We start from the raw sequence: 21,911 nt of genomic DNA on the forward strand, positions 1-21,911 counted from the left end.
CAGATCTTATGCCTGGGTAATAACGATGATTCCTGAAGGAAATAGTGACTGCAACTCACTGATTTCTGAGAGCCGCATGCCGTCTCTGCTTGCATTGCGCTGCTTTGAATCAGCCGCCCGCCTCGAAAACTTCGCCCGTGCGGCTGACGAACTGCACCTGACCCCTGGTGCCATTAGCCGCGCAGTGCGCCTGCTGGAAGAGGATTTGGGCGTTGATCTGTTCGAGCGGCGCAGCCGAAGGGTGTTCTTGACCGAGGCCGGAAGACGCCTGGCAAAAGCGGTCAGTGAAGGGCTTGGCTTGATAAACCAGACCGTGCGCGGGATACGCACCGATGCCCGGCGAACCCGCCAGCTGGTCTTGTCCTGCGAGCCAACGCTGCTGATGCGCTGGTTGATCCCTCGTTGGAGCGACTTCCAGGCCCATCATCAAGGGCTGGACATTCACCTGGTTGCCGGCGGTGGCCCCTTCTCATTCAACCAGGGGATCGACCTGGCCATTCGCCGGGACGACTTCCCCCGACCTGCCGACTACCATGCCGAGCCCCTATTCCCAGAGAAGGTCGGCCCAGTGTGCCGGCCGGAAAAGGCCGAGCAGTGGTTTGGCAAACGCAGGCAAGCCCTGCTCTCCTCAGCCCCGCTGCTGCAGACGACGAGCCGGCCTACGGCTTGGCAAGAGTGGGCCAGTGCAAAAGGACTGCCCACTCCGGCCATGGACATGCAACCATTTGAGCACTTTTACTTCAGCATCCAGGCGGCTGTTGCAGGCCTTGGAGTGGCCATTGGCCCGTGGCACTTGGTGCGCGACGATATCCAAAGCGGTGTGTTAGCCGCGCCATTGGGATTTGTTGAAGATGGCTCGCAGTACTGCCTACTCTCGCCTACCGCACCTAAGCCGGGTAGCGTGGAAATGAAACTGCTTGAATGGTTGCAGGCTGTGGGCTGACGTTTATGGGTTTTCGTGACATCCGTTGCGACCCGCTTGCTGATCGACACGTTTTCATCAGCATGGGGGCAGTCTTCACTCTTTAAAAAATCAACACGTTTTCACGTGATCAGTTTCACCACAGCGCCAACGTATAGTTAAAGATCAAACGGTTCTCATCTATATCGCTACCAAAATTGCGGGAACGCACGGTTGCGTTGCGCAATTTGATACCCACATTTTTCATTGGACCGCTTTGAATCACGTAACCCAGGTCGGTATTGCGCTCCCACTCCGAACCCTCGGGAAGACCGCCCCCCAACTCAATGCTATCCCCTTTCACATAACGAGTCATAAAGGTCAGGCCAGGAACCCCCAGGGCGGTAAAGTCATACTCGTAGCGGGCTTGCATCGAACGTTCATTACGGTTGGCGAACTCAGATATTTGCACGAGGTTAACCAAGAATGGATCGCCATTACCCAGATAGGGATACCCCGTTTTCCCATTCATTTTCTGGAAGGTAACCGTAAATGCATGACTATCCAAAGTATAAGTAAACATCCCACCCAGAGCCCGGTTATCAACGTTGCTGTTGGTCCCATTCTTGGCCCAAGCATAGCGTAAGTCGGTTTTCAGGACCTGGCCCTGGGCAATGGGCAACGTATGCACCAGATTGATAATCTTCTGCTCATAGAGCCCCTCCAACCGGCCATAGTGCAGCCCCGTTGCGAGCCTTGGCTGCCACTGGTAGGTCAACCCTGCAAAGTCGAAACGATCACTGCTCTTGCCTACCACAATCCCCTTGGCTCCTCCCGTGGTGATGGTCATCTTTTCTGCATTCGACGAGTCGCGCTGACTGACCCTGTCCAGGCGGCCAAAATCCAACGTCAGTCCATCAATCTCAGAACTGTTCAGATGAGCCCCCCGATAGGTCTGCTGTATCAGGCGGGTGTCGTTGGCCAGCACAGTGGGAAGCCTGGGAATCAGCGTACCGACCTTCAATTGACTGTTTGAAGCACGCAACTTGATGGTGGGCCCTAAGCGTCCGAAATCGTCAGGCGCTCGACGCGGTGCTGAGCGCCCCCGAGGAAGTAGTCCACTGCCGGCTCTATCTGGGCTCGAATCCAGCTTGATGCCCAACTGGCCAATCATATCGAGCCCCACACCCACCGGGCCCGAGGTGTAACCGGAGGCATAGCGCAATGTAAATGCCTGTGCCCACTCCTCCTGCTTGGATTGTGTGGCAGTCGGCTGGCGAAAGTCGCGGTTAAAGTAGAAATTACGCATATCGATGCTGGCTTTACTGTCACTGATAAAATCCGCAAAGGCCTGAGGCACCGTCAGGGTAAAAAACAACGGGGTTATCAGCAAAGTAAGCGGACGCGCAGATACACAACGAAAGAAGGTCATTGTTTTTATTCTCGACGATCAAGCGATAAAAATGGCCGCATCCCGAACAACATGCGAATACACGGAATACTCATCCAAATAACATCAAGTTGTACGGTATGAGTCGGGGCAGGGTTTTGTCGATTCCAGCGATAAGGGCGCGAGCACGCCTTCCTCAGTAGGTTTCTCTCCAGAGGATCGGACTTTCAAAATGAATAACGCGACCGGAATAAAGCAGAAGAAGGAGCAAAACAAGCTGGTAACGGGACATCGGACTAGCGCCAAGCGCAGTACGAAAACTGACAATCTGATTCTGCATCGCAAGGTACCTTTTATTTTTTTAGGGTTACCGCATGGCATGGGACGGGTGAAATCGCTTACAGGTTTTTAATCTAAACAGCCTTTTTCATTTTCGTAATCGAATTACGCCAAACGTAATTCCTCCAGGAAAGCTCGTCAACCCCAAAATATCAACCTTCCGTCTTATAGCTTAAAGGAATATGAGAATTCCTTTTTGATATAAAAACCACAAAGACGAAATCAAAATTTTCGCCATCGTCGGCGACAAAAAAATCAACGCTGCCATTCAATTCCTAGCGGCAGTTAAATTAATAAAATTAAAGACTTTAAACTTGGCAAAACTCTATCGTCATTTAAAAGGTTACTACAAGACCCCGTAAGATGGTATATCCATAATCTCCGCAAGGAAACTAGCTCCCTCCTGGTCGGCGAATTTGAGACACGCATCCGGGGCAGTTGTTTATCAATTAATAAGAAATCTTTAGAACATAATTAAGTTTATTGTTATTTTTTTCCTGAGTATTTTTGTCTACCTTGGCGACTCACCTAGAGGAGATCGTCATGAGCAGCGTAAAGAGGAAGTTTGGCATCTCAGTTTGGGGGCTGGGGCTGTCTATTCTTCCAATAATATCGACACCCGCTCTGGCCGAAAACCTAAAAGATCAGATCGGCATGGCCCGTCATCTCGGTACTGCTACTTGGGCGCGTTGCGCGCTTGAGTTAGAAAAACCAGGCGCCAAAGCTTTTGAACTCTCTCACGAGCGGGCCAATGAGATGCCACAAGCGAAGTTCGCCGAGAACGAACAGTATCGCTTTGATGCCCCGCATGGCCTACCTAATACTCGCCACGGCTTCAACACCGAATCGGTCCAAGGAAATATCGGGGGGCAAGGCACTCAGATCGATGCCCTTGGCCACTTCGGGTATCTTCCATTCATATGGGATGGCAAGGGTGAGTTTCCAAAAGACAAACTCAAATACTACGGAGGCTGGACACATCAGCAGATCAAACCTACCGATGATTCAAGGCTCCAAGCCCTGGGAATCGAAAAAGTCCCGCCCATTGTAACCTCCGCCATCTTGCTGGATGCCGCTCGCTACCTGAATAATGGCAAGCGTCTCAACGACAATCAGATTATCAGCCAGGCTGATATCGAAGGCATGCTAAAAGCACAAGGGCTGGCCAAACGAGGTCTCCTGCCCGGAGATATGCTGCTGATTTACACAGGCTGGGGTAAGAACTGGGATGAAGCTCCAGCAAAGTATTACACCCAGGGCCCGGGGCTCGGTTATGACGCAGCGCTTTATTTGCAGCAGCATGAAATCGTGGCAGTCGCTTTGGATAACCCGTTCACTGACCCAGCTCCAAAAGGCATGCTCGACGGCACGAAACAACCGGAGGGAACACCTAAGGGGCTCCCCTTCGCTATCCACCATAACAATCTGACTCAGGCGGGCATCTATCAGATCCAGAACGCCAAGCTGGACGAACTGGCAGAAAACCAGGTCTGGTCATCTTGCGCAATAGTCCTGCCCTTGAAGATCAAAGGGGGTGCTCAATCTCCCGTGAGGCCCGTCGCTATTGGAGCGGCTTCGAGCTAATTCCCTCCAGGCCGTCCCGCCAGAGTGGCGAGGAAGGATCTAAGCCAGATGAAATGCTCTGGAGGCTGTATAAAAACGGGACTATAAAAACGGGACAGATTTATTTTCGGAGAACAGGCCACTTTTTTCGATAAATAAATCCGCCCCCCCTTATGTCCCTCTGTTGCATTTTCACCGTATTAGCCGGGATGCGATCTTCAAGGTTGCATGAGTAAAACAGTCGCTCCTCGCCCCCATCATGCTGTGTAAGCTCCCGCCGGACAATGAAGAGATTTTGCTGCAAGCCACACAGGGGAACGACCTCTTCAATAAAATCGGAAGAAAGCGGTCAGTCGACTGATTAGACTGCGCCGGTTACGCTGGCGTTTTTCGCATCAATGGAAGAGCGTATGACAAAGGTGTACCAGGGAAGCTGCCTATGCACAGCCGTCAGTTACGAGCTATCCGCCACACCGAAAGCAGTGATTCATTGTCATTGCAGCCAGTGCCGCAAAGGTCATGGGGCAGCATTTGCTTCTTACGGCAGTGTTCCGCATAGCGCGCTGCGCATAGTTGGTGGCTCCGTCCATATCAAAACTTATGCATCGTCAAAGACGGTAGTACGCGAGTTTTGCACGCAGTGCGGGTCGGCATTGTTCTGGTCACGGTCTCAAGGCGAGTTTGCCAACTGGGTTTCAATAGCACTGGGCACGCTTGATACACCCTTCTTGCCTCAAAAGCAGAAACACATCCATCTCGACTCCGCAGCCCACTGGTACATACTCTTCAACCCATGCCCTCAGGTCGACTGAAGGCTTTGGGTCGAAACGCTCCTGTCTTTGACACGTACTCCCCCCACAACACATCCAGTACCTGTTGCGTAGGCTGTTCGACGTCCCCGCCACGGTGGGCCAGCCTCATGCCTTGAGCAAACTCGGCTAGGCCCCCTTACGTCGCTATAGTCGACTCTATTGGCGACCGTACTTCCAGGAGCTTTTCCAGTGTCTGACCTGCCGCCCCATTGCGCTTACACAAAACGCTTCAACGCCGTGCTCGCCTACATTGATGGCAATCTCGAAGGTGACCTGTCGGTGAAGACGTTGAGCCGTGTGGCAAACTTTTCGGCATTTCACTTCCACCGCCAATTCACCGCGTTCGTTGGCGTGCCGGTCTCACGTTATGTGCAACTGATGCGCCTACGCCGCGCGGCACATCGCCTGGCGGCCCTTGCGGATCACTCGGTGCTGGACGCGGCACTCGATGCCGGCTTTGAAAGCCCCGAGGCATTTTGCAGGGCGTTCAAGCGGGCGATCGGCATGACACCGAGTGCATTTAGCAAGGAACCGAACTGGCAGGTCTGGAATACGGTCTTCGCAATCCCTCACTTTTCCAGGACTATCATCATGCAAGTAAGAATCGTGGATTTCCCCGAGGTCAAAGTAGCAGCGCTTGAGCACTGCGGCCCTCCCGGGCTCGTCAATGAGAGTGTGCGCAAGTTCATCGAATGGCGAATCCAGAGCGGTCAGTCGCCGCAGGCATCGAGTCGTACCTTCGGCATTCCCTATAACAACCCCGACACAACACCTCCCCAAGCATTCCGCTTCGCAATCTGCGGCGAGATTCATGAGGCGGTGGCGCCGAATGAGTTCGGCGTGCACGAGCTCGTCATTCCTGGCGGGCGCTGCGTTGTGGTGCGACACGCGGGGTCACCGGATCATATTGGCGAAACGATCTACCCGATTTACCGCGACTGGCTTCCTACCAGTGGAGAGGAACTGCGTGACCAGCCACTGTTTTTCAACTACCTGAGCACCTATCCCCAGACGCCGATGGATCAATGGCAAACGGATATTTATGTTCCGCTGCAATAGGGGGAGTAAGTAGTTTTTGGCCTTGAGTTGGCGGCAGTGAGAGAAATTGTGGCAGATTTATCAGAGATAAATAAATCTGCCCCTTTTCACTTAAAGTTATAGGTTCGACGCTGCCACTGCGGCGTCATCAATGAACGAGGCGACCTCAAAGGGTCTTGTCGCCAACGAAGCATGGCTGGTCGCTAAAGTAATCAGATTCTTTGGATTGAGCTTTGCTGACATTAATCTCTGATTTACGGGATCAATCATCCTGTCTTCGCTGGAAATCTGATACCACGATGGCTTTTTCTTCCATGCGGGGGCCGTAACTTTGTCACCGAAGGCACTAGCCAGTGGTGCTTTTTGGGTCACCGCCATGACCAAGGCCTCACTGTCTGATAGATCTTGGCAAAAGCTCTCATGGAACTTATCCGGTTTTACCCACAGATAACCGTCGCTATCAGGCTCAAGGTTGGCAGCTGCTTGAGGCAGGTTTCGCTGCGTAATTTCACCAGGACTCTCACCCGCATCAGGAGCGAATGCTGCAATATAAACGAGCCCGATCACGTTAGGCTGATCACCCGCTTCAGTAATAACAGCACCGCCGTACGAATGTCCCACAAGCAAAACTGGCCCCTTTTGTTGGGCAATCATCTTGCGAGTACGCTCAGCATCCTCGGCGAGGGAAGTCAGAGGCATTTCAACTGCATGTATGGACGTATAACCTTTGCGAGCCAGTTCAACAATTACCTTACTCCAATGTGCTGCACCGCCCCAAAAGCCGTGTACCAGCAAAATCGTAGGTTTATCACTCATTGCTCGACCCCTCTACCTGTCAGTAAAAACATCCGCATAGCGGAAGCGCATAGAATGGCGTGATACGCCATCAATCAACGCCAGAGGCACTCTGGATCGGTTTAGCAGCCCAAATCAGCCGCTGACCTTCGCTATACTCTCTTGGCCGGAGGATTATTATGGCGAGAGGAAACTATTTACCATGACTAAAACGCCAAAGAACGTGCTAAAACGCCATGACTCCGTACCTTTCAAAAAGGACATTAGAGACCCGGCTGCCGATGTCTTTTTTGATATATTCAGCAAAGCTGAAATGTGCAGTGAACTGCTTCCTGATCGACAATATAAAACCGATGAAAAACAGATATTTAATGGAGAAATCGCTTATTTTCACATAGTCCATCACGGAGTTTTTCTGCTTTATCCTCATGATACCAAGGAGCCGATCTCCCTCTCCCCGGGGGACATAATTTTCGCCCCAAGTGGCATCAGTCACTGCATCCAGTTTCAAGGCGTTTCATCGGAGAACGCTGAACACGCTTGTCCAGAACCTACTAAAAAAATCACGAGTGGATTTTTCAAGTTTGATAGCGTAGGTGGCCAAGCGTTGATGTTGGGCCTACCAAAATTTTTGCATGTATCAAGCAGACCAAGTATTGAGCCTGACACGCTTGGATCAAAAGAGTGGTTGGCGCTGACGGTCGCAGCGATGCAAAAAGAGATGGCGCTCCCGTCAATAGGGAGTGCGATTATGTTGTCTAGGATCATTGACCTGATGTTTATTTGGGCAATCCGAAATTGGCTTTTCACCGCTCCTGCCGAGATCACGGGCTGGATTGCGGCATTACGCGATTCAATGGTCGGCCACGCCCTTGCATTACTGCACTCAGAGCCTGGAGCAGATTGGACTGTAGAAAAACTCGCTCTTGAGGTCGGCCAATCGCGATCAAATTTTGCAAATAAATTTGGCCGGATGGTTGGAGACTCACCGATGCGATACTTGACTCGCTGGAGAATGCAGCTCGCAGGAAAACGCCTCAGGTCTTCAAACCAACGAGTATCAAAAATAGCGGAAGATCTGGGCTATGACTCTGATGTAGCTTTTAGTCGAGCCTTTCGCCGGGAGCTAGGACTGACACCAACTGAGTATCGCCTGAAATATGCTGTGTGATATTTCAGTAGGATCATATTAAACCGCCCTGTACGAATCCTCAGCAGTGCCCCTTAATCCTCAGACAGTAGCTGCCACCAGTCCTTCGCCTGCAAGCAGACTGTAACCGCCCACCCTGCCCCCCTCTCCTGAGAGGCCGACAGTAGACGGTTTTCCAAGCGTCGGTCTGCGCCCAAATCCACCCAACTGGCTCGCTAGTCAAACTGAATAAGACGGTTGAGACAGTGCGAGTGCCAAACATCTCGCGCAATTTCATAGCCTGGACGGTGTCAGGCAGTGCCAAATCACCCGTCAAGCGGTGCCAAATCCGACGCGCGCTTACACCTACGAAATAGAAAAGTTTTGGTACGCAAGCCCAAATGTTTTGGTACGCCCGCACTTTCCAACAGCCAATAAAAAACCCCGTAGACGTTAATCTACGGGGCTTTCAAGAGTGGAGGCCGAGGTCGGAATCGAACCGGCGTAGGCGGATTTGCAATCCGCTGCATAACCATTTTGCTACTCGGCCTCAAACGATCAATGCCAAAACCACTGACATTCACCGCCTATAAACTTGAGTGGGCTATGTAAGCTTGCCTCTACTCTATCTCATTGAAAACATTGAAGTTTTTTATACCTCAGTGCGTTCGATGGCGGCAATTATGTACTGATTTGCCGAGGCTGGCAAGCCCTTGATTTCAAAAAATATTCTTCTATGAAGCAGAACAGGGGCGGCTGGCCCCTGCCCTGTCTGCGCTTAGTAGCCCAGTGACAGCCCGGTATTGCGCCGTGGATCGTTGGCGCCATAGAAGCGGTTGTTACCCACCGGCTTGCCGTCCAGGGACGGGGCGCCGACGAGGATGGCGGCCAGGTGGTTGGCGTCTTGGGGGCCGGCGAATTTGTGGCCCCAGCTTTCGAGGATTTTCTGGGTGTCGGGGCTCAGGGCGAAGGTTTCGAGGTTGGTGCTGTCGGGCATCCACTGTTGGTGGAAGCGCGGGGCGTTGACGGCTTCCTGGATGTTCATCTTGTAGTCGATGACGTTGAGGATGGTCAGCAAGGTGGCGGTGATGATGCGGCTGCCGCCCGGTGTGCCGATGACCATCACCGCCTTGCCATCTTTGGTGACGATGGTCGGGCTCATGGACGACAGGGGCGCCTTGCCGGGGGCGATGGCGTTGGCTTCGCCCTGGACCAGGCCGTACATGTTGGGCACGCCGACCTTGACGGTGAAGTCGTCCATTTCGTCGTTGAGGATGACCCCGGTCTTGCTGGCCATGACGCCAGCACCGAACCAGTCGTTGAGGGTGTAGGTCACCGACACCGCGTTGCCCCATTTATCGACGATGGAGTAATGGGTGGTGTTGCTGCCTTCATGGGGCGCAACGCCGGGCTTGATGGCCATGGAGTCACCGGCTTTTTGCGGGTCGATGGCGGCGCGCAGTTTGGCCGCGTAGTCCTTGTCCAGCAGGTGGGCTACCGGGTTCTTTACAAAATCCGGGTCGCCCAGGTAGCTGTTGCGGTCCACGTAGGCGTGGCGCATGGCTTCGATCTGGTAATGGGTGCCCTGGGCCGAGCCGTAGCCCAGTTCGGCCATGGGGTAGCCTTCGAGGATGTTCATGATTTGGCAGATCACCAGGCCGCCCGAGCTGGGTGGTGGCGCCGAGACTACGTGGTAGCCGCGGTAGTCGCACTCGATGGGGGCCAGTTCGCGGGTCTGGTAGTTGTCCAGGTCGGCCTGGGCGATGATGCCCTTGCCGGCCTGGCTGGAGTCAACGATGGCCTTGGCCACCCAGCCTTTGTAGAAGCCATCGGTGCCCTTGGCGGAAATTTCCCGCAGGGTACGCGCCAGGTCTTTTTGCACCAGCTTCTGCCCGACCTGCAGTGGCTCACCCTTATTGAGGAAGATGCCGCGCAGGTCCTGGTCTTTTTTGAACTCTTCGGTGGCGCTGTGCAGCATGTCGATATCGCCCTGGTCGAGGGCAAAGCCATCTTCCGCGAGCTTGATCGCCGGCGCGATTACTTGGGCGCGCTTGAGGGTGCCGTATTTGCTCAAGGCCAGCTCCATGCCGGAGACGGTGCCGGGTACGCCGACCGCCAGGTGGCCTTTGGCGCTGAGGCCGGGGACGACATTGCCGTCTTTATCCAGGTACATATCGGCGGTGGCCGCCAACGGGGCTTTTTCGCGGAAGTCGAGGAAGGTTTTGCGCCCGTCCGCCAGTTGCACGGTCATGAATCCACCGCCGCCGAGGTTGCCCGCTGCCGGGTAGACCACCGCCAGGGCGTAACCCACGGCCACGGCCGCATCCACAGCGTTGCCGCCGGCCTTCAACACATCGACGCCCACATGGGTCGCCAAATGCTGGGCCGTCACCACCATGCCGTTTTCACCGGCCACCGGGGCTTGGGAGGCCGCCTGCACACCGCTGAATGTGAGGACCAGGGCCGTCGCGATCAAGGTTCGGGTAAAGGGTTGGTAGTTCATCCGTGGATACTCTGTTTATTGGAAGCGTTAAACGTAGCCTCTTTCGCACACCAACCCCAGCCAAGTGGCGCTTTTCAGACAGAGCGTGTCGGTGACGGAATGCTATATTCGCCCCGCCCTCCTCCTTGCCCTGAGATACACCGATGCCCACGGTCGCCGACCCCATCCACGCGCTGTACCACAAGATCACCTGGAAGCTGATTCCCTTCCTGTGTTTCTGCTACCTGGCGGCCTACCTGGACCGCATCAACATCGGTTTTGCCAAGCTGCAGATGCAAGACCAGCTGCAGTTCAGCGAAACCGCGTTCGGCCTGGGCGCCGGCCTGTTTTTTGTCGGCTATATCCTGTTTGAAGTGCCCAGCAACCTGATCCTGGAGCGCGTCGGCGCGCGGATCTGGATTGCGCGCATCATGATCACCTGGGGCCTGCTCTCGGCCTGCACGCTGCTGGTCACCTCCACCACCCAGTTCTATGTGCTGCGGTTTTTGCTCGGCGTCGCCGAAGCCGGGTTCCTACCGGGGGTGCTGTATTACCTGACCACCTGGTTCCCCACCCATCGCCGCGGGCGGGTGATTGCACTGTTTATGATCGGCCTGCCACTGTCCAGTGTGATTGGCGGGCCGTTGTCCGGCTGGATCATGGGCCACTTCGACCAAATGGGCGGCCTGCGTGGCTGGCAATGGCTGTTCCTGCTTGAAGCACTGCCCAGTGTGCTGTTGGGGGTGCTGGCGCTCTGGGCGTTGCCCGATACCTACCACCAGGCCAAATGGTTGTCTGACGCCGAAAAGACCCTGCTGCAACAGCAGTTGCACGCCGATGACAGCCAGGCCGGCCACAGCCCACGGCGCTTTCACGATGGGTTCTTCAACCTCAAGGTGTGGATGCTCGGCGGGATCGACTTTTCGATCCTGCTCAGTGCCTACGCCATGGGCTTCTGGATGCCGACCCTGATCCGCAACGCGGGAATCAGCGACACCTTCCAGATCGGCCTGCTCACCGCCCTGCCCAGCTTGGCGGCGCTGGCCGGCATGCTGCTGATCGGCGCCAGTTCCGACAAATACCGCGAGCGCCGCTGGCACATTATCGTGCCGTTCCTGGTGGGCGCCGTGGCCATGGCCGGCAGCACGTTCTTCACCCATAACGTGGTCGCTACCGTGGCCCTGTTTGCCGTGGCGTCGGCGGCGATCCTCGGCGCAGTGCCGGTGTTTTTCAGCCTGCCGGCGACCTTCCTCACCGGCACCGCAGCAGCCACCGGCTTTGCCCTGGCCTGCTCCCTGGCGAACATCGCCGGGCTGGTCAGCAACTCGTTGATGGGCCTGGCCATCGACATCACCGGTAGCAGCGCCGGGGCCATGTGGTTCTTTGCCGCCAGCCTGCTGCTCAGTTGTTTGCTGGTGATTGCGTTGCCGGCGAAGTTGGTCAACCGATAGGCTGTGGGAGCGGGGCAGTCTCAATGACCGCTATGGGCCATGCCACTTGGCTGCTGCAACAGTGCCAGGTCTATCTCCTCGAAGCGCAGCACCCGCCCGCCGGTATCGGCCGCGACTTTCTGCGCCACCGCCTGCTCGGCAAACGAGGCCAGCACCACGCCCATGGCGCCCTTGAGCCCGGTGCCGAGCACGTAGTACGCGGTCCTGGCATCGATCAGATGGGCATCGTCCGGGGTCTCCCAGTGGCTGCGCCCCATGTCATGCACATACAGTTTTGACGGGGCATGATGGTTTTCCGGCTGCAACCACCAGCCGAGCATTTCTGCGGTCGAGCAGAATTTCTTCGCCGCGCCCTGCTCCACCACCTCGCCCTTGGGCCCTGGGAATTCGCTGATCACCATGCCGCACACATGGCACTCATCCGCTGGATGGAACGCCACCGGCCCATCCCCTGCCCCCGCCGCTACCGGTTTGTCACACCCCATCAGCAGCAGGCTCAACAGCAACACCCATCCCATTTTCATGCTTATTTGCTCCACCGATAAAAAAATCATGCCGCGCGCCGCCCAAACAGCCAATAGGCCCAGGCCAGCGGCCCGACGACCCACGCCACCAGGCACAACCACAACGCCGCCCCCGGCAGCGCCAGGTCCCCACCCAGGGCCATCACGCCGACCGATGCGGGGCCGGCATCGAAGCCCGACAGGTTGATCAGCCGGTACACATCCGCCGGGTTGAACAGCAGCAGCCAGGGCAACAGCGTCGGGCTGAACTGGCCTTCGCTGAGCACCAGCAGCGCCAACAACGCCAGGTCAAAGACCAGGACAAAAAAGAACCACACCCCCAGGGCCAACCCAGCCGCCGTGGACTTTTCCGCCGAAACGCTGCTCAACACATACGCCAGCCCCAAAAAGCCCCAGCCAAGCAAAGTCGAGGTCAGCATGAAGCGGCCAAAGGCCCAGAGCAGCAGGCTGAATTCGACGTCATCCACCAGCAGCGCGATGGCGAGCATGGCGCAGCCAAAACCGATAAAAGTCGCCAGCGCCAGGATCAGCCCATGCCCGACAAACTTGCCGAGCAGGATCTGCCCGCGCCCCAGGGGATAGGTAAGCAACAGCAGCAAGGTGCCGCTTTCGTCCTCGCCGACAATCGCGTCATAGGCCAGCAACAGCGCAATCAACGGCATCAGGAAAGTCGCCAGGCTAGCCAGGCTGGCGATGGTCGCCGGGATCGAGGTAAAGCCCAGTTGCCCGGACGCCGCCGCGCCGAGCCAGGCAATGCCGATGGCCAGCACCGCAAACAGCAGGCTGATGGCCAATAACCAACGGTTGCGCAGGCCGTCGCTGAACTCCTTGCGGGCCATGTTCCAGATCGGCGTCATTGGGCACGCTCCACAGGGCTATCCATGTAATGGCGATACAGGTCTTCCAGGGACGGCACGACGATTTCCACATCGCTGGGGCTGTCCTGGTCCAGCAACTGGCGCAGCAGGTCCAGTTTATTGCCATTGAACGCCGCCACTTGCAGCCCTTGCGCGCCCCAGCGCTGGGTCACGTGGCCGGCCTCGCTCCAGCGTTTTTGCAAGAGCGCCGCACGTTGCAGGCCGCTGCTGCGGATCAGGGTTGGCAGCCCGGCTTCTTCGCGCAAGGCCGCCAGGGTGCCGAGGGCCAGCAGGCGGCCCTGGGTGAGGATCGCTGCACGGTTGATATAGGCCTCCACGCCCGGCAGCACATGGGAGCAGAGGATGATGCTGGTGCCCTGCCCGCGCAGGCGGTCGAGCAGGCGATACAGGTCCTGGGTGGCAATCGGGTCGAGGCCCACGGTGGGCTCGTCGAGCAGCAGCAGGCGCGGCTCGCCCAGCAGGGCCTGGGCCAGGCCGAGGCGCTGGCGCATGCCCTTGGAATAGGTCTTGACCCGCCGCCGCGCCGCCGCTGTCAGGCCGACGTCTTCCAGCAACGTCAAGACCTGGCTCATCGGCGCGCCCTTGAGCCGGGCAAAATGCTGCAAGGTCTCCAGGCCGCTGAGTTGCGGGTAGAACGTGACGTTTTCCGGCAGATAGCCGAGCATCCGGCGCACCTGGGGATCACTGGGCGCGCGGCCAAACACCCGTACCTGGCCGCTGCTTGCCTGCAATAAACCGAGGATCAGTTTCATGCTGGTGGTCTTGCCCGCACCGTTATGGCCGAACAGCCCCAGCACCTCCCCGGGCGCCAGGCTCAGGCTCAAGTCATGCAGCACAGTGGCGGGCCCATAACGCTGGGTCACGCCTTCGATTTCGACGACAGGCATCATGCGGGCTCCTTGAGCAGGGAAAGCGTGGGGTCTTTCATCAGCGGATGACTGTCCATCACCCCCGGCGACTTGATCACCGGAAACGCCCGCTGCACCCAGCGCAACAACTCGATGCCGGGGCTGTTCATCAGCAGGCGCACCTGGGGGTACAGCCACAGCAGGCGGTCGACGTTATCGTTGGGCTCGTAGGCCACATCCCCCAGGCCATCGTTATTGCGGTCCCAGCCCAGGTAGTCGCTCCAGTAATTGCCGCGGCCATCCGCCGACCATTCCTGCAGGCGCGTGGCCACGTACTTGACCTGGCGCTGGTTGCCGACAAAGGCATTGTTGGCAAGCCGGTTGTCTTCGGAGCCTGCCGTAAGGTGAATACCCACCGCACTGCGGCCGAAGTGGTTGTGTTCAATGCTGTTGAACAGCGAGTTGTAGATAAACAGCGCCTTGCCTTCGGCCCCGGTGATCATGGTGTCGCCGGTGGTGCCGTCGCGCACGTCGTTGACCACGTTGTCGCGCAGGGTGGAATAGGTGATGTAGTTCATCAGGATCCCGTAGTTCTGGTCCTGCTCGGAGCGATTGCCGATCACCGTCAGCTTGCGGCTTTGCATCAGGGCATAGCCGGTGCGGGTGCGGCGGGTGATGTTGCCAAGCACCTGGTTGTCATTGGCGAACATGTAGTGGATGCCGTAGCGCAGGTCTTCCAGGGTGTTGCCTTGCAGCAGGTTGCCATTGGAGGTGTCGATGTAGATGCCGTCGCGGGCATCGCGCACCTGGTTGCCGATCACCCGCGCGCCCTTGACCGCGTACAGGTGGATGCCATTGCCCCGGTCCTGGGAGCGCATGGCCGGGTCGCCCTGGATCTGGTTGTCGATCACGCTCACATCCGCCGTGCCATCGACCCACACGCCAAAACCCTGGCCGCGCAAGCGGTTGTTCTTGACCAGCGCGCCGTGGGCCTTGGGCTGGATGAAGATGGCCGCGTTCATCGCGGTGAGGTCGTGGCCCCAATCGAGGAAGGTGCAGCCCTCGACGGTGACGTCGGGCGCGTTGATCAACAGGCTGTTGCCCTGGCCCTGGCTATGGATCACCGCACCGGGTTCGCAGGTCAGTTGCAGGGGTTGGTCGATGCTGTAGGAACCCTGGTAGTCGCCGGCGGGCAGGCGCCAGTGCTGCGGGCCGGCGGCGACCAACGGCAAGTCGGTGATGGGCACTACAGCGGCACTGGTTGTGGCCGAAGACAGCAGCCACACACACCCGATCAATAACGTAAGGGGTCGAGCCACGGAGTATTCCTTTTGATCAAAGCCCAATCTGTGGAGCGACACAAATCTGGTGTGGGAGCGGGCTTGCTCGCGATGGCGGTGGATCAGTCAAGTAATTCCTGGCTGACACACCGCCATCGCGAGCAAGCCCGCTCCCACATTGGTTGGTGCTCGCCGTTAAGTGCGCTCGACCAACATCCGCCCCACCATCTCCATATGCAGCGCATGGCAGAACCAGCTGCAGTAGTACCAATGCAGCCCCGGTTTGTCGGCGATAAAGGTGATGGAAGAGGTCTGCTGCGGGCTGATTTCCATGCTCACGCCATGGTTGGTCATGACAAAGCCGTGGGTCACGTCCTCGATCTGGTCGATGTTGGTGATGGTCACCGTGACCTCATCGCCATGCTTGACGGTGAACTCCGTCAGGCCATAGGTCGGTGCCATGGACGTCATGTACACCCGCACTTTCTTGCCGTCGCGGATCACCTTGTTATCGGTCTCCAGCTTGATCCCGTCCTTGGCCGCAATGGCCACGGTTTCGGCGAAGAACGGGTCGTTGCGCTCCCAGATTTTCTTGGTCTTGATCTGGTCGCGCCGCGCCATCACGCAGTCGTGGGGTTCGGCGAAGGTCGGGCCGTCGTGGACCAGTTTCATTTCATCGCCCGAGATGTCGATCAACTGGTCGTTTTCCGGGTGCAGGGGGCCGGTGGGCAGGAAGCGGTCCTTGGAGAACTTGCTCAGGACCATCAGCCATTGGCCGTCGGCATCCCGGGTTTCGGTGAGCGAGGCGTGGTTGTGGCCGGGTTGGTAATGCACATCGAGCTTCTGCTTGATGTAGTTGACCTTCTCGCCGCCGTAGGCGCGGATGGCTTCGGCGATGTTCCACTTGACCACCTGGCTGTCGATAAACAGCGTGGTGTAGGCAAAGCCCCGGCCGTCGTAGGTGGTGTGCAGCGGGCCCAGGCCCAGTTCCGGCTCGCCGACCACCACGCCACGCGGGTCTTTGATCTTGTCGCTGAACAGGTCGTCGAGCTTGTCGATGGCAATGATGGTGCAGGTCGGCGACAGCTTGCCGTTGGCGATAAAGTACTTGCCATCCGGCGAGGTGTTGCAGCCGTGGGGGTTCTTCGGCACCGGGATATAGCGGGTGAATTCGCTGTCCTTGCCATCGTCGCCCTTGCGCCCATCCACCACCGGCACCTTGACCCCGTCGAGGTTGATGAACTTGCCGGCCTTGATCGCCGCCTCGATGCGCGGGATGTTGAACACCACCACCCAGTCGCGCTCGTTGCGCATCATGCCACCCAGGTCGGAGGCCTTCTCCGAGTTGTAGCAGGTGGCCGCCGCGTATTTGCCGGTGTAGTCCATGTCGGCGTTGTCGAGGTTGCCGTCGACGATGACCTGGAAGGCCATTTCCATCTTCTCGGCGTCGATGGCGTTAAACATGGTGAAACTGTTTTTGTCTTGCAGGTCGAAGGTGTGGCCGTCATTGGGGTGCGGGATGATGAACTCGGCGTTGCAGAACACATACTTGGTATACGGCACCTTTTGCAGGCGCAGACCGTGGATCGCCTGGGCATTGGGCACGGTGACGATCTTGTCGCACTTCATGATATCCAGGCGGATCCGCGCCACGCGGGTGTTGGCCTTGTCGTTGATAAACAGGTATTTGCCGTCGTAGCGGCCATCGGTGGTGGACAAGTGCGGGTGATGGCAATCGCCGTTCTGGTACTTCGCGCCCTCGCCCAGGATGCGCTTGCTCTCGTTGGTCAGGCCCCAGCCGGTGGCGGAATCGACGTTGAACACCGGGATACGCATCAATTCACGCATCGACGGCACACCCAGTACCCGCACCTCACCCTGGTGGCCGCCGCTCCAGAACCCGTAGTACTGGTCCAGCTCACCTGGGCCCACATGGATCTTCGACTTCGCCTCCTTGGCCGCTGCCGCAAAGGACTCGCGGGTAAACACCGTACCGCCGATGGCCGAGGCCCCTGCCAGCACCGCGCCGGTGACGGCGCCAGTGCCAAGGAAGCCACGCCGGCTCATGCCTTCAGGTTCCGGGGTGGCCCCGGGCTTTTTCGCTTCGCTGTCGTTCATGATGTGCTCCAGATGGGAAAAGTGAGTGCCCAAGGCCGTCATTCAGGCACCGCCACCTGCACCACCGGGATCAATTGCCCAGGGGTGGGTGCGGCCTTGTTGCGTTTCTTGCGCTGGTTGATCAGGGGCGGGCATTTGTGGTCGTTGTGCCAGGTCATCTGGCAATCCAGGCAGTAGTGGCATTCATTGGCGTTGATATGGCCGTCGGGGTGGATCGCCTGGATCTCACATTCCTTGGCGCACAACTGGCACGGATCGCCACACTCCTTGCGCCGTTTGAGCCAGTCAAACAGCCTGAATTTGCTCGGGATCGCCAGCGCCGCGCCCAGCGGGCAGAGGTAGCGGCAGTAGACTTTGCGCGTGAACAGGTTGATCACCAGCAGTGCCACCGCGTACAGCACGAACCACCACTGGCGGTCGAAATGCAGGGTGATCGCGGTCTTGAACGGCTCCACTTCGGCAAACCGCTCGGCAGTGGCCATCGACTCCAGGGACAAGCCAAACAGCCCCAGCAGGATCAAATACTTGATCGCCCACAGCCGCTCATGCACGGCAAACGGCAGCTCGAACTGGCGCACCTTGAGCGTGCGCGCTGCCTCGTTGAGCAACTCCTGCAACGCTCCGAACGGGCACAGCCAGCCACAGAACACACCCCGGCCCCACAGCAGGATGCTGGCGGCGGTGAATACCCAGAGCATGAAGATCAGCGGGTCGGTGAGGAACAGCTCCCAGCGGAACTGCTGGAACAGCGCATGCACAAAGGTCAGCACATTGACCACCGACAACTGCACCAGGGCGTACCAGCCGATAAACACCACGGTAAACAGCAGGTAGCCACGGCGTACCCAATGCAACAGGCGCGGGCGCCGGGCCAGGCTGTCCTGCAAAAACAGAATCACCGTCAACAGCACCAGGGCCGCGCCCAGCACCAGGACCTGCCACTGTTTCTGGTACCAGATCGTCAGCCACATCGGCCGGTTGGCTTCGTCGATGGCGGCCTGTTCGGCGGCAGTCGGCAACGGGCGTTCCAGGTACGCCTCGGGCATCTGGTACGGCAATTCAAAACTGGTAAAGGTGCCGCTGACCGGGCCGGTCTGGCGCCGCACCAGCAGCTCCAGGGTCCACGCCGAGCCAGGGTCGAACCCGGCCTGGGGGCGCACGATAAACACCGACATTTCATCAAATTCGGGCATGCCCTCGGCGAACACGTCGTACAGGCGCTGGTGGTCCATATCGCGGAAGCTGATGACATTGCCAAACTGACGCAACTGCACCCGATCAAAAATCCCGCCGCGCACATAGCCCGAGCCCTTGAACGAAAAAATCCCGCGTCCCAGCACCGCGATGGCCTGCTCGCCGGGCTTGAGGCCCTGCATCAGCACGCGGTATTGCGCCTCGCCCAACAGGTTGCGGCCGATGGTCGGCGCGTTGAGATCGGCCACATACAAGTCGATAAACGTCTCGTCGACCTGCCCCGCCCCCGCCACGTCCACGCCTTCGGCCTCGGTGCTCTTGAAGGCGGCATCCACCTGGCCGCGCGTCAGGTGCAAGCGGCGCACCGCGCCATTGCCGGTCAACTGCGCCCAGTTGGCCGGCTCGAACAGGTCAGCGCGCACCAGCGCGACTTTCTGCGCGGTGCTGGCCTTGTCCTCGATCAGCTTGAGCGACACCGCCACTTCGTGGGCGGCGCGCATGATCACCTCATTGACCACCATCGCCGTGACCGTGGCACCGGCCACCGCATCCACGGTCACCGCCTGGCTGTCACTGGAATGCCCCACCACCACCCGCTGCTTGACGTTGATCCCGCTGTAGCGGGCGGTGAAGTCATGCAGCTTGGCCTCAGGAATGCCGATCAACAGGATCGGCTCGTGGTGCTCCAGCACATAGGCATCACGGATCACCTCGGCCGGGTCGAGGATCACCTGGGTATTGATCGGTTTGCCGGAGTACGCGGGGATGTCCACCACATCCAGGCTCTGGAACACATAGCCGATGACCGCGCCTTTGGCCGACAGCGTGCGCACCTTGAACGGGCCTTTGGCGGCGGAAATGGCGTCGGCCTGGGGGAAGATCTTGTCGATGCGCTGCTGTTCGATCGCCCCATAGGACTTGGCCTGGGCCGGGCCGGCCAGGCTGAACAGCAGCACCAGGACAACCAGCCAGGTAACGGGACTTGCAGCCAGGGTAGCGAGGGTCGAGGGCTTGGGGCGGTTCATGGGCTCACTGACTTCAACGGCCGGAATATGAAGTCGATGGTAGGTGGCAGGTGGCCAGTGAGCCCTTGATTGAAATCAAGTCTGGAGGCGGTGCGGCGTTTGGGCGCTGGGCTACATGCCCAACCACTGCGGCAGCGCCAGTGAGATAAACGGCACGTACGTCACCAGCACCAGGAACGCCAGCAGGATCATCAGCCAGGGCATCGCCGCGCGGATGGTCTGGCCCAGGGTCAGGCCGGTCACCGCCGAGGTCACGAACAGGTTCAAGCCAACGGGCGGATGCACCAGGCCGATCTCCATGTTCACCACCATCACAATCCCCAGGTGAATCGGGTCGATGCCCAGCTTCATCGCAATCGGAAAGAAGATCGGCGCCAGGATCAGCACAATGGCCGAGGGCTCCATGAAGCTGCCGGCAATCAACAGCACCACGTTGACCATCAGCAAGAAGCCGATCGGCGTCAGCCCTTCGGAGATGACCCAGGCCGTGATTTCCTGCGGGATCTGTTCGGTGGTCAGCACATGGGCAAACAGCATGGCGTTGGCGATGATGAACATCAGCATGATCGACAGGCGCCCAGACTCCAGCAGCACCTTGGGGCAATCCCTCAAGCGCATGTCCTTGTACACAAACAGCGCGACAAACGCCGAGTACACCGCCGCCACCGCTGCTGCTTCAGTGGGGGTGAACATGCCGCTGTAGATACCGCCGAGGATGATCACCAGCAGCAACAGGCCCCAGAACGCGCGACGGGCACAGCCCAGCCACTGGGCAAAGGTCGCCCGGGGTTGTGCCGGCAGCTTCTTGATCCGCGCCACGATGTAGATCGCGATCATCAGCATCAGGCCCAGCAGCAAGCCGGGGATCACCCCCGCCATAAACAGCTTGCCCACCGAAGTTTCCGTCGCCGCCGAGTACACCACCATCACGATGGAAGGCGGAATCAGGATGCCCAGGGTCCCGGCATTACAGATGATCCCGGCGCCAAACTCCTTGGGGTAACCGGAGCGCACCATACCGGCCACGGCAATCGACCCCACCGCCGCCACCGTCGCCGGCGATGAACCGGACAGCGCGGCAAACAGCATGCACGCCAGCACCGCGGCAATCGCCAGGCCGCCACGGATATGGCCGACACAGGCGTTGGCAAAATCGATCAAGCGTTGCGCCACGCCGCCAGTGGTCATGAACGCCCCCGACAGCAGGAAGAACGGAATCGCCAGGAAGGTGTAGGCATCGCTGGTTTCGAACAACTTGATCGCCAGAGAGCTTAACGAGTCCTGGCTGAACATCAGGATCGACATCGCCCCCGACAACCCCAGGGAAATCGCGATGGGCACGCCGAGAAACATGAACACCAACAGCAGTAAAAACAGACAGAGAACGGCCATCAGTCACGCTCCTCATGGCTACCGGCCAACTTGCTGGCTTCACCGGCTTCGTCGGCCAGCCCCAACCCGACCTGGCGGTGGGTAAACAGGCGGTAGAAAATTTCCAGGTAGCGGATCAACACCAGGGCAAAGCCGATCGGCACGATCAGCGCGATATGCCCCACTTCCAGGCCGAAATGATCGAGGTCCTCGGCCCCGATCCCGGCCACCAGCACCGCACTCACCCACTTGTAGCTGGCCACCATGAACAACCCGGCGTAGGCCAGGCAGCACAGGCACGCGAGCATTCCCAGCAGGCGCTGGACCCGGCGCGGCGTCAGGCGCACCAGGGCATCGACCCCCAGGTGGCCGGCGGTGCGCACGCCATAGGAAATCCCGAAGAAAATCAGCCAGCCGAACATCGCCTTGGTCAGGGCGACGCTCCAGGTCATGTCCTGGGCCCAGGTCATGGTGCCGTCGCCCAGGGCGTTGAAAAAACTGCTGCTCCAGGCCCACTTGTCGGCCAGGGCAAAAAACAGGGTGTAGATGTTGTTGAGCATGACGTAGACAAACGTCACCAGGGTCATGGCGGCCAGCAGGAAGGCGATAAAACCCTCCTCCAGGTGCTCCCAGACGCGCCTTAGGGATTGCATGGCAAAACCTCGCTTACAGGGAAAGGGGTCGCAACATGTGGGAGCGGGCTTGCCCGCGATGGGGCATCAACGGCCTCTCGGCGGGCTCAGACGCCGCCATCGCGGGCAAGCCCGCTCCCA

Annotated in this window: 18 protein-coding genes and 1 tRNA gene; 7 read left to right on the plus strand and 12 right to left on the minus strand. The window is 58.4% G+C overall.

What is annotated here, in order from left to right; all coding sequences use genetic code 11:
- Positions 1–25 precede the first annotated feature (25 nt).
- The gene (locus AO268_RS22850) at positions 26–943 is read left to right on the plus strand and encodes a LysR family transcriptional regulator (protein ID WP_099169948.1); all 918 of its coding nucleotides are present in this window, start codon (positions 26–28) and stop codon (positions 941–943) included.
- A 115-nt stretch (positions 944–1,058) separates the two neighbouring features.
- Here the strand turns inward: AO268_RS22850 and AO268_RS22855 are convergent, their stop codons facing one another.
- Complete coding sequence (locus AO268_RS22855; protein WP_076964664.1) at positions 1,059–2,333, minus strand: OprD family porin; 1,275 nt, start codon at positions 2,331–2,333, stop codon at positions 1,059–1,061.
- Between the two features lie 190 nt (positions 2,334–2,523).
- Between AO268_RS22855 and AO268_RS32805 the strand changes: the two genes are divergently transcribed.
- The 4 genes from AO268_RS32805 (at position 2,524) to AO268_RS22870 (ending at position 6,064) form a co-directional block, all read left to right on the plus strand.
- Complete coding sequence (locus tag AO268_RS32805) at positions 2,524–2,703, plus strand: hypothetical protein (RefSeq protein ID WP_169899145.1); 180 nt, start codon at positions 2,524–2,526, stop codon at positions 2,701–2,703.
- Between the two features lie 470 nt (positions 2,704–3,173).
- The gene (locus AO268_RS22860) at positions 3,174–4,214 is read left to right on the plus strand and encodes a cyclase family protein (RefSeq protein WP_099169949.1); all 1,041 of its coding nucleotides are present in this window, start codon (positions 3,174–3,176) and stop codon (positions 4,212–4,214) included.
- Between the two features lie 389 nt (positions 4,215–4,603).
- Positions 4,604–5,005 carry a GFA family protein gene (locus tag AO268_RS22865; RefSeq protein WP_099169950.1) on the plus strand — a complete coding sequence of 134 codons (402 nt, stop codon included), beginning with the start codon at positions 4,604–4,606 and terminating at the stop codon, positions 5,003–5,005.
- Positions 5,006–5,194: 189 nt separating this feature from the next.
- Positions 5,195–6,064: an AraC family transcriptional regulator gene (locus AO268_RS22870; protein WP_099169951.1), complete on the plus strand. Its 870-nt coding sequence runs from the start codon at positions 5,195–5,197 to the stop codon at positions 6,062–6,064.
- Between the two features lie 96 nt (positions 6,065–6,160).
- Here the strand turns inward: AO268_RS22870 and AO268_RS22875 are convergent, their stop codons facing one another.
- Positions 6,161–6,859 carry an alpha/beta hydrolase gene (locus AO268_RS22875; protein WP_076964006.1) on the minus strand — a complete coding sequence of 233 codons (699 nt, stop codon included), beginning with the start codon at positions 6,857–6,859 and terminating at the stop codon, positions 6,161–6,163.
- Positions 6,860–7,040: 181 nt separating this feature from the next.
- Between AO268_RS22875 and AO268_RS22880 the strand changes: the two genes are divergently transcribed.
- Positions 7,041–8,009, plus strand: coding sequence for an AraC family transcriptional regulator (locus AO268_RS22880; protein WP_099169952.1), 969 nt, complete (start codon positions 7,041–7,043; stop codon positions 8,007–8,009).
- A 434-nt stretch (positions 8,010–8,443) separates the two neighbouring features.
- Here AO268_RS22880 and AO268_RS22885 read toward each other — a convergent pair.
- Together AO268_RS22885 and ggt are read right to left on the minus strand one after the other, a co-directional pair.
- Positions 8,444–8,517: transfer RNA gene (locus AO268_RS22885), tRNA-Cys, on the minus strand.
- A gap of 228 nt (positions 8,518–8,745) precedes the next feature.
- Complete coding sequence (gene ggt / locus AO268_RS22890; RefSeq protein WP_076964004.1) at positions 8,746–10,470, minus strand: gamma-glutamyltransferase; 1,725 nt, start codon at positions 10,468–10,470, stop codon at positions 8,746–8,748.
- Positions 10,471–10,613: 143 nt separating this feature from the next.
- Between ggt and AO268_RS22895 the strand changes: the two genes are divergently transcribed.
- Positions 10,614–11,900, plus strand: a complete 1,287-nt coding sequence (locus tag AO268_RS22895) for an MFS transporter (protein WP_099169953.1) — start codon at positions 10,614–10,616, stop codon at positions 11,898–11,900.
- Positions 11,901–11,920: 20 nt separating this feature from the next.
- On the opposite strand, the gene AO268_RS22900 is transcribed toward AO268_RS22895, so the two are convergent.
- The 8 genes from AO268_RS22900 to AO268_RS22935 form a co-directional block, all read right to left on the minus strand.
- Complete coding sequence (locus AO268_RS22900) at positions 11,921–12,424, minus strand: nitrous oxide reductase accessory protein NosL (protein WP_099169954.1); 504 nt, start codon at positions 12,422–12,424, stop codon at positions 11,921–11,923.
- 26 nt (positions 12,425–12,450) lie between these two features.
- On the minus strand, positions 12,451–13,281 hold the full coding sequence (locus tag AO268_RS22905; RefSeq protein ID WP_099169955.1) for an ABC transporter permease: 831 nt from the start codon (positions 13,279–13,281) through the stop codon (positions 12,451–12,453).
- A complete protein-coding gene (locus AO268_RS22910) occupies positions 13,278–14,189 on the minus strand; it encodes an ABC transporter ATP-binding protein (RefSeq protein WP_099169971.1) in 912 nt (303 codons plus the stop codon). The genes AO268_RS22905 and AO268_RS22910 overlap by 4 nt, the downstream gene beginning before the upstream one ends.
- Positions 14,189–15,448 carry a nitrous oxide reductase family maturation protein NosD gene (locus AO268_RS22915; protein ID WP_268944908.1) on the minus strand — a complete coding sequence of 420 codons (1,260 nt, stop codon included), beginning with the start codon at positions 15,446–15,448 and terminating at the stop codon, positions 14,189–14,191. Before AO268_RS22915 ends, AO268_RS22910 begins: the two co-directional genes overlap by 1 nt.
- 177 nt (positions 15,449–15,625) lie before the next feature.
- Entirely contained in the window at positions 15,626–17,548 is a 1,923-nt protein-coding gene (gene nosZ, locus AO268_RS22920) for a TAT-dependent nitrous-oxide reductase (protein ID WP_099169957.1), read from the minus strand.
- A gap of 38 nt (positions 17,549–17,586) precedes the next feature.
- Positions 17,587–19,767: a transcriptional regulator NosR gene (gene nosR / locus AO268_RS22925; RefSeq protein WP_099169958.1), complete on the minus strand. Its 2,181-nt coding sequence runs from the start codon at positions 19,765–19,767 to the stop codon at positions 17,587–17,589.
- Positions 19,768–19,878: 111 nt separating this feature from the next.
- Positions 19,879–21,159 (minus strand): C4-dicarboxylate TRAP transporter large permease protein DctM, encoded by a 1,281-nt coding sequence (gene dctM / locus AO268_RS22930; protein ID WP_099169959.1) that lies wholly within the window; start codon positions 21,157–21,159, stop codon positions 19,879–19,881.
- A complete protein-coding gene (locus AO268_RS22935; protein WP_099169960.1) occupies positions 21,159–21,791 on the minus strand; it encodes a TRAP transporter small permease in 633 nt (210 codons plus the stop codon). Before AO268_RS22935 ends, dctM begins: the two co-directional genes overlap by 1 nt.
- Positions 21,792–21,911: the final 120 nt, after the last annotated feature.

Origin of the sequence: Pseudomonas sp. ICMP 8385 (genome assembly GCF_002699915.1) — a bacterium.
In the GTDB taxonomy this organism is placed as follows: Bacteria; Pseudomonadota; Gammaproteobacteria; order Pseudomonadales; family Pseudomonadaceae; genus Aquipseudomonas; species Aquipseudomonas gessardii.